Below are 16,775 nucleotides of genomic sequence, written 5' to 3'. Positions count from 1 at the left end.
ATGAGCGCAGCAACCATCTCCCCAGCCCCAGGCCGCGCCTCCGGTGCCACACCGGTGGCCGGCAGCCACCGGCACCGGCTCGGCGACGCCCTGCGCGCCGTCAGGGTGTTCGCCGGCGCCGCCCTCGACGTGGTCGTACTCGGCGAGTACGGCGAAGAGGCGGGCGTCCGCCGCCGCTAACCACGCCCCGGAACGGCGGCCGGTCAGGCGTCCTCCGCCAGGACCTCGTCCGCGTCCATGATCCGGTAGGCGTAGCCCTGCTCCGCCAGGAAGCGCTGCCGGTGGGCGGCGAAGTCCTGGTCGAGGGTGTCGCGGGCGACGACCGAGTAGAAGTGCGCCTGGTGGCCGTCGGCCTTCGGCCGCAGCACCCGGCCCAGGCGCTGGGCCTCCTCCTGCCGGGACCCGAAGGTGCCCGACACCTGGATGGCGACCGTCGCCTCCGGCAGGTCGATCGAGAAGTTGGCGACCTTCGACACGACGAGGACGCTGATCTCGCCCCGGCGGAAGGACTCGAAGAGCTTCTCGCGCTGGGCGTTGGACGTCTCGCCCTTGATGACCGGCGCGCCCAGGTGCTCGCCCAGCTCGTCGAGCTGGTCGATGTACTGGCCGATGACGAGGACCTGCTGCCCGGCGAAGCGCCGCACGATCGCCTCCGTCACCTTGCGCTTGGTGTCGGTCGTCGCGCAGAAGCGGTACTTCTCCTCCGTCTCGGCGGTGGCGTACGCGAGCCGCTCCGCGTCGGTGAGGTTGACCCGGACCTCCACGCAGTCGGCGGGCGCGATGTAGCCCTGCGCCTCGATCTCCTTCCACGGCGCGTCGAACCGCTTCGGGCCGATGAGGGAGAACACGTCCGACTCGCGGCCGTCCTCGCGCACCAGGGTCGCGGTCAGGCCGAGGCGGCGGCGCGCCTGCAGATCCGCCGTGAACTTGAAGACCGGTGCGGGCAGCAGGTGCACCTCGTCGTAGACGATCAGCCCCCAGTCCCGGGAGTCGAACAGCTCCAGGTGCGGGTAGACGCCCTTGCGCCGGGTCGTCAGCACCTGGTACGTCGCGATGGTGACCGGCCGGATCTCCTTGCGGGTGCCGCTGTACTCGCCGATCTCGTCCTCGGTCAGGCTCGTCCGCTTCACCAGCTCGTGCTTCCACTGCCGGGCGGAGACGGTGTTGGTGACCAGGATCAGCGTCGTCGACCTGGCCTGCGCCATCGCCCCGGCGCCCACCAGCGTCTTGCCCGCGCCGCAGGGGAGGACGACGACACCGCTGCCGCCGTGCCAGAAGTTCTCCACGGCCTGCTTCTGGTACGGGCGCAGCGCCCAGCCGTCCTCGGCCAGCTCGATGGGGTGCGCCTCGCCGTCGACGTACCCGGCGAGGTCCTCGGCGGGCCAGCCCAGCTTCAGCAGCGTCTGCTTGATCTGCCCGCGCTCGGAGGGGTGGACCGCCACCGCGTCGTCGCCGATGCGGGCACCGACCAGCGGCGCGATCCGCTTCGACTTCAGCACCTCCTCCAGGACCGGCCGGTCGGTGGTCGTCAGGACCAGTCCGTGCGCCGGGTGCTTGGAGAGGGTGAGGCGGCCGTAGCGGTCCATCGTCTCGGCGATGTCGACGAGCAGCGCGTGCGGCACGGGGTAGCGGCTGTACTCGACGAGGGCGTCCACGACCTGCTCGGCGTCGTGGCCCGCCGCCCGCGCGTTCCACAGGCCCAGCGGGGTCACCCGGTAGGTGTGGATGTGCTCGGGGGCCCGCTCCAGCTCGGCGAAGGGCGCGATGGCGCGGCGGCAGTCGCCGGCCTGCTCGTGGTCGACTTCGAGGAGCAGGGTCTTGTCGGACTGGACGATCAGCGGACCATTCACGGGCGGCACCCTTTCGCGTGCGAGCGGCCGACGGCGACTGGACGGAGCGGCCAAACGTCCAGTGTGCCTGATCGCGGGGCGGGGCTGCCGCAGAGCGAGGGATCACGCCGCACACCCGCGAGTGCGCGGAAGCTCCCGCGCGTATTCCGTCAGCGCGCGTCGTCGGCCAGTTCCGCCACGCCCGTGACGCGGTGCAGCGGATAGGTGCGCACCTCGTCCGCCGTGTGGTCGTACGCCGTGACGAAGCCGCCCTCGACCCGGATCGGCGCGATCACGCGCTGGCTGGCGGCGCCCTCCGCGTTCACGTAGCCGATCCACAGCGCCTCGCCGGTCAGCACCGCCGCCTGCATGGTGGCCAGGGTCTCGGCGGCACCCGTGCGGGGCAGTTCGCCGCCCGGGGCACCGTCCTCGCCGTCCCCGGGGCCGGGTTTGCGCGGGGTGGTGGCGGCCAGGTCGCCCGCCCGGACGGCACGGATCGCGGCGGTCAGGAGCGTGTCGTCCGGGGCCGGCGGACCGTCCGGGACCGGCTCGGGCGCCGTCCGGGGCGGAGTGCGCCGGGAGTCCGCGCGGGCGATCACCACGTCACCGGCGGCGGACTCGGCGGCCGGCGCGAACCCGATCGCGCGCAGCCCCTCCAGGAGCACCGCCGGGTCGGCCTGCGCGGCCAGCACCGTCGGCGCCAGACGGCGCAGGCCGAGACCCGCGGCCCGCTTGTCGGCGAGGATCTCGTCCAGCGTGGCGTCGTCGTCGCAGCGCACGTACGCCGAGGCCGCGCCCACCCGCAGCCGCCCGTGCCGCCGGGCCACGTCGTCGATCAGATACGTCAGCGGCTGCGGAACCGGCGTGCGGGAGCGCCGGGTGAGGAAGGCGTGCAGGTCGGCGGCGGTCTGCCCGGCGTCGAGGGCGCGGCGCACCGAGCCCGGCGTGAACCGGTAGACGGTCGCGCCGCCCTTGGACTCCACGTCCGCGAGCACGCCCAGCACATCGGCCAGCTCACGCTCCAGCGGCCCCGGCGCCACCGCCGTCAGGTCGGCCTGGAGCAGCACGTGGTCCAGCGGCTCGGGCAGCAGCGGCGCGAGCAGCCGGGCGGCGTGCGCGGTGGCGGCGGCGCGTTCCGGGGGGCCTGCGGGGACGGGCACGGGGGGCGTGTGGTGGTGCACGGGGAGCTTGTCGCCGGGCCCCTCGGGCTCCGGCGCCGACTGCGGCGCGGGGTGGGACGGTTCGGGCGCCCCGATCAGGGCCCGCCCCGGCGCGGCCAGCGCGCCCCGGCCGGTGATGCCCAGCAACTCGGCCTCGGACAGCGTCCACCGGGCCAGCCGCGACCGCAGGTCGTCGTCGCCGGGCGCCCGCCGGTCCCGCTGGGGCCCGCGCAGCGGACGCTCCCAGCGCAGCCGGGCCAGCACCGACTCCGCCCCCGGCGAGGCGCCCTCGGGCAGCCCCGCCAGCAGGGCCAGCACCCGGTGCCGTACCTCCGGCGCCGCCGAACGGTCCAGGTTCGGGCCCAGCGCCGAGAGCGTACGGTCCTTCGCGTCCCGCCCGCCGACCACGCCCGGCGTCCGGGTGGCCGGCAGCCACGCCGCCGCGAGCCGCGCCCAGCGCTCGCCGGTCGGCAACTCCCGCCACTCGTCGTACGCCGGGGTCGCCGCGTACCGCTCGTCGGCCTCCCCGTCGGAGGCGATCAGCCCGGCCGCGTAGGCGAGTTCCAGCCAGAACGCCGCGACCGGCTCGGACACGTCCAGGGCGACGGCCGTGCGCTTCAGGTCCCGCACGCTCAGGCCGCCGGCCCGCAGCACCGTCGGGCCGCCCTCGTCCCACTCCTTCAGCAGCTCGTCGACGGTCGCCAGCGCCGCCAGGGCCTGTCCGGCCGCGGTGGCGTCCACCACCTGGGGACGGTGCGTGGCGGCGGCCTCCACCGGCGGCGGCACCGGCTCCGGCGCGCGGTGCGCCCGGCCCGCGCGCAGGTGCAGGGCCACCTCGCGCGGCAGTACGACGGTGCCGGGCGCGGTCGGCAGCAGCAGGCCGCGGTCGAGGAGCGCGCGCAGGTGCGCGGCGGGGTCGTGGGTGACCTGCCCGTACGGCGGGCCCCACACCAGCCGGTCCAGCACCTCCCGGGAGTCCCCGGGCAGTGCGGCGAGGAGCGCCGCCATCCGCTTCCGGTCGGTGAACAGCTCACCGAGCGCGGACACGGCGGAGACGGAGTCGTGCGTCGAGGACAGGCCGACGGTGGTGAGGATCTCCTGGATCCGGCCCGGGGACATCCCCGCCGTCGCCTCCCGCACGGTGGGGCCGAGCCCGGTCGGGGACGGGTGCTGCGGCGACGGCGCGAGCAGCTCGCGGGCGGTGCGCACCAGGCGCAGCCGGTCGTCGGCGCCCCACAGCAGCGCCTGCTCGCGCAGCAGGGCCACGGCGCGGGGGAGCGCGGCGGCCACGGCGGGGTCCGCCTCGTCGCCGGCCATCAGGCGGAGCAGTTCGCCGTACGGCGCCGGGTCCGCCGCCACGGCCAGCGCCTCCGCCGTCTGCAGCGCGAAGCGGTCCAGGCGCTCCAGGGCCCGGACGACCGAGGCGCGGGTGCCGGCGCGGGTGGCGAGCTGCGTGAGGTCGGTGGGGACGGGGGTGACGAGGTCGGGGCGGCTGCGCAGGAGGGCGGCCAGGGACACGTCGTCCCTGACGCGGAGCGCTTCCGCGAGGGAGCGGGGGGCTGCCGCGGGCTTCTCCTCGGGGCTCATCCGGCCCACGTTAGCGGGTGGGGCGCGGGGAGGGGGTGCGGTGCGGGGTGCGGTGAGGCGGTTCCGGGGCCGGCGTCGTCCGGTGGCCGGGGGTGGTGCGGCCCGGCTTCGCCGCGTGGCCCGGGGGTGGTGGCCGGCCGGGGCGGGGCGCGCTGCCCGGCGCAGTTGTCCGCAGGTGCACGCCGGGATTCGGTACCGTCGTGCCACGGGTTTTGCCGCGCACCGTCCCGGAGGGGAACGTGGGGATCGAGAGCGATCAGGTCGTCTTCGAGTATCTGAGCCGCGTCGGCGACGTGGCCCAGCAGCGGCAGTTGCCGTCGGCTGACCGCATGCGGCTGGTGTCCGAGCTGCGCGGCGAGATCGACCGGCACCGCGCCAGGACGACCGTGGACAGTCCCGCCGCCGTCCGCCGCATCCTGGACCGGATCGGCAGCCCCGACGACCTCGTCACCGCGGCGGGCGGCACGGGCCCGGCACGCCGGCCGGCCGCGCCGCCCCCCGCCGCCGTGCCCGACCAGCGGGACCCCGAGCCACGCGCCGAGCCGGGCGGCACCGAGCGGCGCGGCACCGGACCGCGCGGCATCGAGTGGCGCAAGAGCCGGCGGCGACCCGCGCCCGAACCCCCGGCCGCCCCTGCCGCCGCCTCCCCTCCGCACCTGGCGAGCGCCCAGGAGCTGGGGGACGGCGACGACATGCCGCCGGACTGGTGGCGGGTCGACGACGCGCCGTTCGCCGGTGTGCACGGCCTCGGCGACAGCGTGCCCGGGTTCGTCGGCGGCGTGGAGATCCCGGAGCTGCTCAAGCCGCCGCCCGGGCCTGAAGCCGAGGCGGAGAGGGAGAAGCAGGCCGCCCCGGACGGGAAGGCGGTGGCGGAGGCGGTCGTCGAGCCGGTCGCCGGGACGGAGAAGGGGGCGGGCCGCCGCAGGCTGCCCCGCGTCTGGCCCCAGGGCGGCTGGAACAACCCCCTTCTGCTGATCGCCGCGGTCCTGCTCGTCGCCGGCGCCGTCCTCGGCAGCCTCGTCCCGATGGGCCTGGGCTGGCTGATCGCCTACCTCTCCCGCCGGCTGACCCCGACGCAGTCGAAGTGGGCGGTGCTGGGCCTGCCCGGCACGGTCGCCGCCGCCGGAGCCGTCTGGCTGTGGAACCGCACCGACGGCCACATCGACGGCGACGCCGTCGCCGACACCTGGCCCTGGGTCCTGCGCACCGCCGCCGTGGGCACCGCCCTCTACCTGCTCTGGCGCTCCCGCGCCCCCCGCGGCTGACGGAGGTCGCCGGGAGCGGCCGTCGGGTTGGCCGGGGCAGACCTTGTGTGTCGGCCGGGACCGACCGGAGCGGTCGTCGGGTTGGGCGGGGCCGAGTGGGGTGCCGGCCGGGGTCACCGGGAACGCTTCGGCCGCTGCTGACCGCGCGCAGCGCCGAGCGGGCGGACACCCTGATCCTGAGCGGTCTTCGGGTTGGCCGGGACCGGCCTGACGCACTGGCCGGGCCCGCCAGGAGCGGCTTCCGAGCCGGCCGGGGCGGGCCTGTGGCGGGTACGGGTGGTCTGAGGGTTGGTCGGGCACACGATTGGATCGGCTTCTGAGCCGGCGGGGACGGATCTGTGGCGGGCGTGGCGGCCTGGGCCCGCCGGGAGCGGTTCCTGAGCCGACCGGGACTGGCCTGCGGCCGACCTGGGCGACCCGAGGGCCGACCGGTCCCACCCGGGCCCGACCGGGGCCCACCCGGAGTCGCCCCTGAGTCGACCGGCACTGACCTGCGGCCGACCCGGGCGACCTGAGGCCGCCTGGGCCGACACCGGGACCGACCGGGATCGGGGGCCGACCTGGGCCGGGACCGGGCTCGACCGGCTCCGCGGGGCGCCCGGCACAATGGGGGCCATGTCCTCCACGACCCGCCGCCCCGCGCCCACCGTCGGTTTCGACCTCGACATGACGCTGATCGACTCGCGGCCCGGCATCCGGGCCTGCTACCTGGAACTGAGCGCGCGGACGGGGACGTACGTCGACGCCGACCTGGCCGTCACCCGGCTCGGGCCGCCGCTGGCCGAGGAGCTGGCCCACTGGTTCCCGGCCGAGGAGATCGAAGCCGTCGCCGACCTGTACCGGGAGATCTACCCGGCGTACGCGATCGAGCCCACGCCCGCGCTGCCCGGCGCCCGCGAGGCGATCGGGGCCGTGCGCGGGGCCGGCGGGCGGGCGGTCGTCGTCACCGCGAAGCACGAACCCAACGCCAAGCTGCACCTTGCCCACCTCGGCATCGAGCCGGACGCCGTGATCGGCGGCCTGTGGGCCGAGCAGAAAGCGGTCGCCCTGCGCGAGCACGGCGCGGAGATCTACGTCGGCGACCACGTCGGCGACGTGCGCGGAGCCCGGGCCGCGGGCGCCCGCTCCGTGGCCGTCCCCACCGGCCCCTGCGACGCGCGGGAGCTGCGCGCGGCCGGCGCTGACGTCGTCCTCGCCGACCTGACCGCGCTCCCCGGCTGGCTCGACGCCTACCGCGACGGCGACGCCGAGGGGCTCGACGCGGCCCGCGCCTGACGCCGCCCGGCCGCGATCGACCGGAGGACGCCCGCGCCCGCGACCAGGAAGCCCGCGCCCATCAGCATGCTCAGCCCGAACATGTAGGTGGGAAAGGGCGTCGTGCCCAGCAGCAGTGGGGCCACCGTGACCAGAGTGGCGACGGCGCCGACGAAGAAGACGATCGCACCGGCCCGGATCAGCCGGTCGCCGGGCGCGGCGGAATTCGCTTGGGTTTGTTCACGCACCCGACCAGGGTAGTTCCCAGGCCTGGAGAACAGCCGGGGGACGTCTTGTCACCCGCCTGAAGACCATTAGCCTTGGTACCCGGCGGGTCCGGACGACCCGCCCAAGTGCTATCCAAAGCCGTTTTCGAGCAGTTTTCCGAGCGTATCCCGACGAGTACGAGGACGAGGACAGACGTGCCTACCGGCAAGGTCAAGTGGTTCAACAGCGAGAAGGGCTTCGGCTTCCTCTCCCGCGACGACGGCGGTGACGTCTTCGTGCATTCCTCGGTCCTCCCCGCCGGAGTCGAGAGCCTGAAGCCCGGCCAGCGCGTCGAGTTCGGAGTCGTCGCCGGCCAGCGCGGCGACCAGGCGCTGTCCCTGGCCCTGCTCGACCCGGCCCCCTCGGTCGCCGCCGCGCAGCGCAAGAAGCCGGACGAGCTGGCCTCCATCGTCCAGGACCTGACGACGCTCCTGGAGAACATCACCCCGATGCTGGAGCGCGGCCGCTACCCCGAGAAGACCGCCGGCAAGAAGATCGCCGGACTGCTCCGCGCGGTCGCCGACCAGCTCGACGTCTGACCGTCCGGCCCCGCGGCCCTACGGGAACGCCAGCGCGTCCGGGCCGAGGGCCGGCACCAGTCCCTCGGCCGCCGCGCGGGTCAGCAGGCCGCGGATCGCCGCGTAGCCGTCCTCGCCGAGGTCGGCGGTGAACTCGTTGACGTACAGGCCGATGTGCTGGTCGGCCACGGCCGGGTCCATCTCCTGGGCGTGCTCCATGACGTACGGCCGGGAGGCCTCCGGGTCGTCCCAGGCCGCGCGGACCGAGGCACGGATCGCGTCCGCCAGCCCGGTCAGGGTCTGCTCGCCCAGCGAGCGCCGGGCGATGATCGCGCCGAGCGGGATCGGCAGCCCGGTGGTCCGCTCCCAGTGCTCACCCATGTCGGCGAGCTTGTGCAGCCCGTAGTTCCGGTACGTGAAGCGCGCCTCGTGGATGACCAGTCCGGCGTCGACCCTCCCGTCGCGCACGGCCGGCATGATCTCGTGGAAGGGCATGACCACGATCTCGCCGACCCCGCCGGGCACGGTGTCCGCCGCCCAGAGGCGGAAGAGGAGGTAGGCCGTGGAGGTCTCGCTGGGCACCGCCACCGTGCGCCCCCGCAGGTCCGCGTCCGCCTCCCGCGTCAGGACGAGCGGTCCGCAGCCCCGGCCCAGCGCGCCGCCGCAGGGCAGCAGGGCGTAGTCGTCGAGGACGTACGGCAGGACGGCGTACGACACCTTCAGCACGTCCGACTCGCCGCGCTCGGCCATGCCGTTGGTGATGTCGATGTCCGCGAACGTCACGTCGAGCGCGGGGCCGCCCGGGATCCGGCCGTGGGCGAGGGCGTCGAAGACGAAGGTGTCGTTCGGGCAGGGGGAGTAGGAGATCCGCAGGGTCCCCGCGCCCGCGCCCGCAGCGCCGGTCGCGGGAGCGGATTCGGTCGTGCCGGTCGTGCCGGCCGTGCCGGTGGCGTCGGTCGTGTCAGCCGTGTGGGCCGTGTCAGCCGTGTGGGTCATGTGGGGTCCAACTCCTCAGGACGGGGGCGAGCTTCCCGAAGGCGTCCGTCAGTGCGCCGAGCGCCTCGCCGATGCGCCAGGCGGCCCGGTCGCGCGGGCCGACGGGGTTCGAGACGGCGCGCAGCTCCAGTACCGGCACACCGTGCGCGGCGGCGGCCTCGGCGACGCCGAAGCCCTCCATCGCCTCGGCGAGGGCGCGCGGGTGGCGCGCGCGCAGCAGCGCGGCGCGTTCGGCGGTGCCGGTGACGGTCGACCCGGTCAGGACGGTGCCCGGCCGGGCACCGGTCGCGGTGGCCGCGGCGGCGACGAGGCCGGCCGGCGGGTGGTGGGTGACGGTGCCGAACCCGAGGTCGGTGACCGGCAGGAAGCCGTCGGCGGTCTCGGCGCCCAGGTCGGCGGCGGTGATCTCGTCGGCGACGACGAGCGAGCCGACGGGCGCGTCCGGCAGGAAGCCGCCGCCGATGCCGGCCGAGACGACCAGGGCGTAGGGGGCGCCGTCGAGGGCCGCGGCGGTCAGCGCGGCGGCGGTGGAGGCGGCGGCGAGGGCCGGGCCGACACCGGCGGCCAGCAGGTCGGGGCCGCCGTCCGGGAGCCGGTGGAGGACGGTACCGGGACGGGACAGCTCGGCGGCCGGTTCCGGGAACGCCCGGGCCACCGCGTCCCGTTCGACGGGCACCGCGGTGGCGACGAGGATGCGCGGGGAGGACGTGGTCAGCTGTCCTTCTTCAGCTTGAAGGACCACAGGCCGGTCGCCTTCTCGCTGCCGGTCTTGCCGTCACCGGCCTTGATGGTGACGAGCGTGGAGTCGCCCTGGGCGCCGTACTGGGCGTTGAAGAACACGCTGCCCGGGACCGTCCGGTAGGTGTTGTCCGTGTCGTCGGTGAGCTGCTGACCGTTCATCAGGATCGTCCAGCGCTGGTCCGCGACGTCCGGGTCGACGCCGAAGCGGACCGTGTCGTCGGCGTTGACCGTGATGGACTTGACGTCGTCGTCCTGCAGGCACTTCTGGATCGCGGCGTTGTCCAGGGCCTTGTCCTCGCCGCCGCAGGTGGCCTCGGAGCTGACCGAGTCGCTGCCGACCGTGACCGTCGACATCGGGGTCGGCTCGTCACAGGCGGACAGCAGGAGCAGTCCGGCGGATACGGCGCCGGCGGCGGCGACGGCGCGGCGGCGTCGCACTACGCCGTGTCCGATAGCGGCAGTGCCGCGGGCAAACGTGGTCATGGGCGAAGGCTATACGGCGCCCCGGGCCCGCTCCCCACCTGGGTGCGGCGCGGCGTGGTCACGCCACCCTCGGGCGCGCCGGGCCGCCGTGCCGCGCCGAGTCGACCAGTCCGCGTACGGTCGTCAGCCACCCGGCGGCGATGATCGCGGCCGCCACCGACAGGCCCAGCGTGCCGTTGAGCGGCAGCACGATGCCGACCGCGCCGCCGAAGACCCAGGAGACCTGGAGCAGCGTCTCCGCACGCGCGAACGCCGAGGTGCGCACCTGCTCCGGCACGTCCCGCTGGATCAGCGCGTCCAGCGACAGCTTGGCCAGCGCCTGCGCGAACCCCGCGACCCCGGCCAGGCACGCCACCAGCACGGTGCTGAAGAACACCGCCGCCGTGACCGCCGCGCCCAGCGCGACCGCGACGACCGTCACGATGATGATCTCCGGTGCCCGGGAGCGCAGCCACGCCCCGACCGCCGTGCCCAGCGCGTTGCCCGCGCCGGCCGCGACGCCCACGATGCCGAGCGAGACCGCCGCGCTCTGCCCGGTCATCGGGTGCACCCGCAGCAGGAACGCCAGGAAGAAGATCAGGAAGCCGGAGAGGCAGCGGATCCCGGCGTTGGCGGCCAGCGCGTGCGTCACCGCCGGGCCGACCGTGCGCAGTCCGGGCCGTTTGCTCCGCCCCCGCAGCGGCCCCGGCAGGTGCTCCTCGTCGGCGGCGAGCAGCGCCCGGTCCTCGCCGCGCGCCGAGTCCACCTTGCGCGGCAGCGTGAACGACAGCACCGTGCCCGCCACGAAGATCACGAACGCCCCGTACAGCGGCCAGGGCGGCCCGAGCTGCTGCAGCCCCGCCCCGATCGGCGCGGCCGCGCCCGTGGCGAGCAGCCCGCACAGCGTGACCCGCGAGTTCGCCTTCACGAGGGAGACCCGGGGCGGCAGCAGCCGTGGCACCACGGCGCTTCTCACCACCCCGTACGCCTTCGAGGCGACCAGTACGCCCAGCGCGGCCGGGTACAGCTCGATGCCGCCGGCGGCGACCGCCCCCGACAGGACCAGCGCGAGCAGCGCACGGGCGCCCATGGCGGTCGCCATCGCCGCGCGGCGGCCGTGCGGCAGCCGGTCGAGCAGCGGGCCGATCACCGGCGCGAGGAGCGTGAACGGCGCCATGGTGATCGCGAGGTAGAGCGCGACCCGGCCGCGGGCCTCGTCGGTGGGCACGGAGAAGAAGACGGTCGAGGCCAGCGCGACGGTGATCATCACGTCGCCGGCGCCGTTGACGCCGTGCAGCTCGATCAGCTTGCCGAGCCCCGACTCGCCCGCCCCGTGCGCGTGCGTCGCCCGGCGGATCCCGCGCGCGGTGCCGGTCACCGGCAGGCGCAGGACCCGGCCGAGCGCGCGGAACCGGGAGCCGGGTCCACGCCTCCGGCTCCCGCTTTTGAACTCCGTCCGTGCGGCTGCCACCCCGTCATAGTGCCCCGACAGCCGGGACTGTAGCGTCCATACGCCACGGATGACGCGACCGATGACGGCCCGTATGGCGGCGGCCGGGCGGGAACCCGGGCGGGGACCGGGCGGACCGCGGGACGACCGCGGGCCCCTGCGGGCGGCGACCCGGTGACGCCGCCGGGTGACATCACCGGGCGACATCGCCGGATGACAGCACCGGGTGACGCTGCGCGGCCGGCGCGCGGGCGATGCCACCGGGTGACGTCGCCGGTCGGGCACGACGGTGCTCCGGCCGGTCCGGCGGCGACACCCCGGGCCGCCGCGCGACACTCCCGGCAGGGAGGACGACATCCCGGGCAGGACGGGCGACATCCCGGCCGTTGCCGGACCGTACCCGGCCGAAACTCCCGTCGGTGTAGGCCCAGCGCACGTGAGCAGGTAGCGTGCGTAGCGCGCCGTGGCGAACGTTCTCGGCCGCGCGCCGTACGGCCATCCCGCAGAATGGATGACGTAGGTGCGCCCGAGCGCGATCGGGCGCGGACGTCGACGCGGTCCACAGGTCCGCTCCGTCCGCCCCTCGCACACAGCGGCGCACTCGTGAGACGGCGTATGGAGAGAAGCGATACCTGTGAGCGCAGCGACAACGCGAAGCCGCACCCCCGACCGTCTGTGCGCCGAGGCCGTCGACCTCGCCCGGGCCGTGGCCGAGGAGGTCGCCGCCCCCGGCATCGTCGGCGAGCACGACGGCATGGTCTCGGAGGGCGACCGGGTCGTCACCCATTACTTCGCCTGCAAGGAGATGGGCTACCGCGGCTGGCGCTGGGCCGTCACGGTGGCCCGCGCCTCCCGCGCCAAGATCGTCACGGTGGACGAGGCGGTCCTGCTGCCCGGCTCCGACGCGCTGCTCGCGCCCGAGTGGGTGCCGTGGAGCGAGCGGCTGCGTCCCGGCGACATGGGCCCGGGGGACCTGCTGCCCACCGACGCGGAGGATCTCCGCCTGGAGCCCGGCTGGACCGGCGAGGACGAGCCGCCGCCGAACTCCGCCGTCTCCCACGAGATGGCCGACCTAGTCGAGGCCGAGGACGCCGAGGTCACCGCCGGACCGCCGGCCGAGCTGTCCGCCGTACCGGCGCGCGGGACGATCTCGGCGGTCGCCGAGGAGCTGGGTCTCAGCCGCGCCCGGGTCCTGTCCCGGTACGGGCTGCACGTCGCCGCCGACCGGTGGGAGGACGGCTACGGCCCCAAGACCGCGATGGCCCAGGCGGCCCCCGCCCCCTGCGTCAGCTGCGGGTTCCTGGCCCGCATCGGCGGCTCGCTCGGACAGGCCTTCGGCGTGTGCGCCAATGAGTTCTCCCCGGCCGACGGGCACGTCGTGTCGCTGGCCTACGGGTGCGGCGGGCACTCCGAGGCGGCGGTCATGCCGAAGCCCCCGCGGGTGGCTCCGCCGGTGATCGACGAGACGCGGGTGGACCCGTTCCCGCTGCGGCCGGCCGCGGACTCCGGGTCGGTACCGGCGGCCGAGGACCAGGATTCGGCGGAGCTGGGCCACTCGTAGGCCGTGCGCAGGCCGTGCGCAGGCCGTGCGCAGGCCGTGCGCAGGCCGTGCGCAGGCCTTGCGTAGACCCCGCGCACCGCCCGCGCGGGCCCTGCGCAGGCCCCGCGCCCCTCCGCGCAGGCCCCGCGCACCCCTCCGCGCACCCGCCGCGCAGGCCCCGCGCCCCTCCGCGCACCCGCCGCGCAGGCCCCGCGCACGCTCTGCTCGGGGCCCGTCCGAGTCCTATTCGGGCCTCGTGCGGGCGCCGGCCGGGCTCTGCTCGGCCCCGCGAAGGCCCCGCGCACGCTCTGCTCGGCCCCGCTCCGGCCCGCTCAACCCCGCCCCACCTCCCCGTAGCCGCAGCTCAGCCCCCTCCTCAACCCCCGCCCGGTTCCTCGGCGGCCCCCCGCGGCCCGGTCTCTCGCGGCGGGCCGGGTCCGCCCGCGCGGTACCTTCGTGGTCCGTCGACGAGGAGAGTCACCGTGAGCATGTTCGTACGGCCTGCCGCCGAGGGTGCCGACCCGTTCGGCACGGCACGTCTGCGGCGCGGGGTGCTGGACGCCTGGGCGACGAGCCCGGCCCGGTTCCGTGAGGACGCCAACGCGGAGGAGGACCTCGTCCTCGGCGGCTACCGCGACCGGCTGGTCGTCGAGCTGGCGCAGAACGCCGCCGACGCCGCCGCGCGCGCCGGCGTGCCCGGCCGGCTCCGGCTCACCCTGCGCGACGGCGTCCTCGTCGCCGCCAACACCGGCGCCCCGCTCGACGCGGGCGGTGTCGAGTCGCTGTCCACCCTGCGCGCCTCCGCCAAGCGGGACGCGGGCAACGACGCGGTCGGCCGGTTCGGGGTCGGCTTCGCCGCCGTCCTGGCCGTCACCGACGAGCCCGCCCTCGTCGGCCGGCACGGCGGGGTGCGCTGGTCGCTGGCCGAGGCCCGCGACCTGGCCGCGGACACCGCCCGGCACAGCCCCGGCCTGGGCGACGAGATCCGGCGGCGCGACGGACACGTCCCGCTGCTGCGGCTGCCGTTCGCCGCCGAGGGAAGCGCCCCCGCCCCCTACGACACGGCCGTCATCCTCCCGCTGCGCGACCCGGCCGCCGCCGACCTCGCCGAACGGCTCCTGCACGGCGTGGACGACGCCCTGCTCCTCGGCCTGCCCGGCCTGGCGGAGGTCGTCATCGAGGCCGGGGACGAGACGCGTACGCTCTCCCGCCGCGACGAGGACCCGCTCACCGTCGTGGAGGACTCCCGCACGGGCACCACCCGCTGGCGTACCGCCGCCGCGCACGGCCCCCTCACCCCCGACCTGCTGGCCGACCGGCCGGTCGAGGAGCGGCTGCGGCCCCACTGGTCCGTGACCTGGGCCGTCCCCGTGGACGCCGACGGCGCCCCCGCGCGCCCCCGCACCAGCCCCGTGGTCCACGCGCCGACGCCCAGCGAGGAGCCGCTCGGCGTGCCGGCGCTGCTCATCGCGTCCTTCCCGCTGGACGCCACGCGCCGGCACACCGCGCCCGGTCCGCTGACCGACTTCCTGACCGAGCGCGCGGCCGACGCCTACGCCGGTCTGCTCGCCGACTGGCGGCCGGTCTCCGCCGGCCTCATCGACCTGGTGCCCGGCGCCCTGGGCCGGGGCGAGCTGGACGGCGCGCTGCGCCGGGCGATCCTCGAACGCCTCCCGCGCACCGCCTTCCTGCCGCCCGCCGTCCCGGCCGAGGACCGGTCCGCCGAGGACGACGACCTGCCGCACTCCCTGCGGCCCCGCGACGCCGAGGTGGTGGAGGGCGCGGGCGCCGACACCGTGCGGGTCCTCGCCGAGGTGCTGCCGACCCTGCTGCCCGCCGGCCTGGAGCGCCGCGCGGAGCTGCGCACACTGGGCGTGGCCCGGGTGCCGCTGACCGACGCGATCGACCGGCTGGCGGGCCTGGAGAAGGACCCCGGCTGGTGGCGCGAGCTGTACGACAGCCTGGCCGGGGTCGACCCCGACCGGCTGTCCGGGCTGCCGGTGCCGCTGGCCGGCGGTGCCCCCGAGGCGTTCGGCACCGGGGCGGGGCGTACGGCCATCGGGCCCCGGCAGGTGCTGCTGCCCTCCCCGGAGGGCGCCTCCCTGGACCCCGGGGTCCTCGCCCGGCTCGGCCTGAAGATCGTCCACCCGGATGCCGCCCATCCGCTCCTGGAGAAGCTCGGCGCGCTCCCGGCGACCCCGCGCGCCGTGCTCACCACCCCGCAGGTCCGGGCCGCCGTCGCTGCCTCCCTGGACGACGAGGGCGCGGCGAACTGGGAGGAGGACGCCCTCGACGCCGACGAACTGGCCGAGACCGTCCTCGGCCTGGTCCGTGACGCCGGACTCGACGCCGGGGACGAGCCCTGGCTGGGCGCCCTCGCGCTGCCCGACGAGGACGGCGAACTCGCCCCGGCGGGCGAACTCGTCTTCCCCGGCGGCCCCTTCGCGCAGGTCATGCGCGAGGACGAACTCGCCACCGTGGACGCCGAGCTGGCCGGCAAGTGGGGCCCCGACCCGCTGGCCGCCTGCGGCGTGCTCGTCACCTTCGCCCTCGTCCGCGCCACCGACGTCGTCCTCGACCCCGACGAACTGGAGCCCCGCGAGGGCGACTTCGCCGAGCCGGACGACGCGGGCCTGCTCGACGCCGTGGACGTGTGGAGCGAGGACGTCCTCGACCGCTTCCCGGACACCCCCGTGCCGCCGGTCGCCACCGAGATCGTCGCCGTGCGCGACCTGGACCTCGTCGACGACGACCGCTGGCCCGAGGCGCTCGCCCTGCTGTCCCGGCCGCCGCTGCGCGACGCGCTCGTGCAGCCCGTGCGCGTGCTGCTGCCCGACGGCACCCACGAGGTCGTACGCCCGTACACCGCGTGGTGGCTGCGCGGGAACCCGGTGCTCGGCGGACGCCGCCCGGCCGGCCTGCGCGCGGCGGGCGGCGACCCGCTGCTGCGGGGCCTGTACGACGAGGCCGACGCGACCGGCTTCGAGGACGAGCAGGTGCTGCGGGCGCTGGGCGTGCGCACGTCGGTCGCCGCCCTCCTCGACGAGCCCGGCGGCGCGGCCGAACTCCTCGACCGGCTCGCCGACCCCGACCGCCCGGTCTCGGCCGCCCAGCTGCACGCCCTGTACGGCGCGCTGGCCGACCTCGACCCGGAGCAGGTCACGCTGCCGGACGAGGTGCGGGCCGTGGTCGACGGGCGGGTGGAGGTGGTGGACGCCGCCGACGCCGTGGTGGTGGACTCGCCGGACCTGCTGCCCTTCACGTCCGGGGTGCCGCTGCTGCCGGTCCGCCCGGCCCGCGCCGCCGAACTGGCGGAACTCTTCCAGGTGCGGCGGCTCAGCGAGTCCGTCACCGGCCGGGTCGACTCCGAGGGCGCCGAGCACGACGTACCGGAGCCGGTGCGGGTGCTGCTCGGGGCGCGGACCCCGGCGTCGTACGTGGAGCACGGGGAGCTGGTCGTCGACGGCGTGGAGATCGACTGGCGCCTGACCGACGACGGCGCGCTGCACGCCGCGACCCTGGAGGGCGTGGCCGCGGGCCTCGCCTGGGCGGCCGGCCAGTGGCCCCGGCGCTTCGAGGTGGCGGCGCTGCTGGAGGACGAGTCGCGCACGGAGGAGCTGGCCAGGGACCGCTGGTTCGACTGACGGCGCCGTCCCTCGCGCCCGCGCCCGCGTCCGGACCCGGGCCCGGGCGCGAGGGACCGCGG

The 16,775-nt window shown here is 76.1% G+C and carries 13 protein-coding genes; 6 read left to right on the top strand and 7 right to left on the bottom strand.

The features are described from left to right. A complete protein-coding gene (locus IG94_RS0119430) occupies positions 1-180 on the top strand; it encodes a hypothetical protein (RefSeq protein WP_031038139.1) in 180 nt (59 codons plus the stop codon). Between the two features lie 23 nt (positions 181-203). On the opposite strand, the gene IG94_RS0119425 is transcribed toward IG94_RS0119430, so the two are convergent. Both IG94_RS0119425 and IG94_RS0119420 read right to left on the bottom strand, forming a co-directional pair. Then, a complete protein-coding gene (locus IG94_RS0119425) occupies positions 204-1,850 on the bottom strand; it encodes a DNA repair helicase XPB (RefSeq protein ID WP_031038136.1) in 1,647 nt (548 codons plus the stop codon). A gap of 149 nt (positions 1,851-1,999) precedes the next feature. Beyond that, on the bottom strand, positions 2,000-4,576 hold the full coding sequence (locus IG94_RS0119420) for a helicase C-terminal domain-containing protein (RefSeq protein ID WP_031038133.1): 2,577 nt from the start codon (positions 4,574-4,576) through the stop codon (positions 2,000-2,002). A 239-nt stretch (positions 4,577-4,815) separates the two neighbouring features. On the opposite strand from IG94_RS0119420, the gene IG94_RS0119415 reads away from it, so the two are divergent. Then, a complete protein-coding gene (locus tag IG94_RS0119415; RefSeq protein ID WP_031038131.1) occupies positions 4,816-5,841 on the top strand; it encodes a membrane protein in 1,026 nt (341 codons plus the stop codon). Between the two features lie 615 nt (positions 5,842-6,456). Continuing rightward, positions 6,457-7,116: an HAD family hydrolase gene (locus IG94_RS0119410; protein WP_031038129.1), complete on the top strand. Its 660-nt coding sequence runs from the start codon at positions 6,457-6,459 to the stop codon at positions 7,114-7,116. Here IG94_RS0119410 and IG94_RS0119405 read toward each other — a convergent pair. Beyond that, positions 7,071-7,343: a hypothetical protein gene (locus IG94_RS0119405; protein ID WP_031038128.1), complete on the bottom strand. Its 273-nt coding sequence runs from the start codon at positions 7,341-7,343 to the stop codon at positions 7,071-7,073. The genes IG94_RS0119410 and IG94_RS0119405 overlap by 46 nt on opposite strands. Before the next feature lie 174 nt (positions 7,344-7,517). On the opposite strand from IG94_RS0119405, the gene IG94_RS44090 reads away from it, so the two are divergent. Further along, positions 7,518-7,901, top strand: a complete 384-nt coding sequence (locus tag IG94_RS44090; protein WP_003974650.1) for a cold-shock protein — start codon at positions 7,518-7,520, stop codon at positions 7,899-7,901. An 18-nt stretch (positions 7,902-7,919) separates the two neighbouring features. On the opposite strand, the gene IG94_RS0119395 is transcribed toward IG94_RS44090, so the two are convergent. From IG94_RS0119395 to IG94_RS0119380, 4 genes are read right to left on the bottom strand one after another with little or no spacing between them, the layout of a single operon-like run. Then, positions 7,920-8,876: a 1,4-dihydroxy-6-naphtoate synthase gene (locus tag IG94_RS0119395; protein ID WP_372459480.1), complete on the bottom strand. Its 957-nt coding sequence runs from the start codon at positions 8,874-8,876 to the stop codon at positions 7,920-7,922. Next, positions 8,860-9,618, bottom strand: coding sequence for a futalosine hydrolase (locus IG94_RS0119390; protein WP_078892350.1), 759 nt, complete (start codon positions 9,616-9,618; stop codon positions 8,860-8,862). Before IG94_RS0119390 ends, IG94_RS0119395 begins: the two co-directional genes overlap by 17 nt. Then, entirely contained in the window at positions 9,588-10,100 is a 513-nt protein-coding gene (locus IG94_RS0119385) for a DUF2771 domain-containing protein (RefSeq protein ID WP_224326469.1), read from the bottom strand. Before IG94_RS0119385 ends, IG94_RS0119390 begins: the two co-directional genes overlap by 31 nt. 58 nt (positions 10,101-10,158) lie before the next feature. Then, positions 10,159-11,550: an MFS transporter gene (locus IG94_RS0119380; protein ID WP_031038113.1), complete on the bottom strand. Its 1,392-nt coding sequence runs from the start codon at positions 11,548-11,550 to the stop codon at positions 10,159-10,161. A 613-nt stretch (positions 11,551-12,163) separates the two neighbouring features. Here IG94_RS0119380 and IG94_RS0119375 point away from each other — a divergent pair. Next, the gene (locus tag IG94_RS0119375; RefSeq protein ID WP_031038109.1) at positions 12,164-13,090 is read left to right on the top strand and encodes a DUF3027 domain-containing protein; all 927 of its coding nucleotides are present in this window, start codon (positions 12,164-12,166) and stop codon (positions 13,088-13,090) included. A 461-nt stretch (positions 13,091-13,551) separates the two neighbouring features. Next, positions 13,552-16,713, top strand: coding sequence for a sacsin N-terminal ATP-binding-like domain-containing protein (locus tag IG94_RS0119370; RefSeq protein WP_031038107.1), 3,162 nt, complete (start codon positions 13,552-13,554; stop codon positions 16,711-16,713). Positions 16,714-16,775: the final 62 nt, after the last annotated feature.

Source organism: Streptomyces olivaceus, from assembly GCF_000721235.1.
Lineage (GTDB): Bacteria > Actinomycetota > Actinomycetes > Streptomycetales > Streptomycetaceae > Streptomyces > Streptomyces olivaceus.
This window is presented reverse-complemented; position numbering and strand designations above follow the sequence as displayed.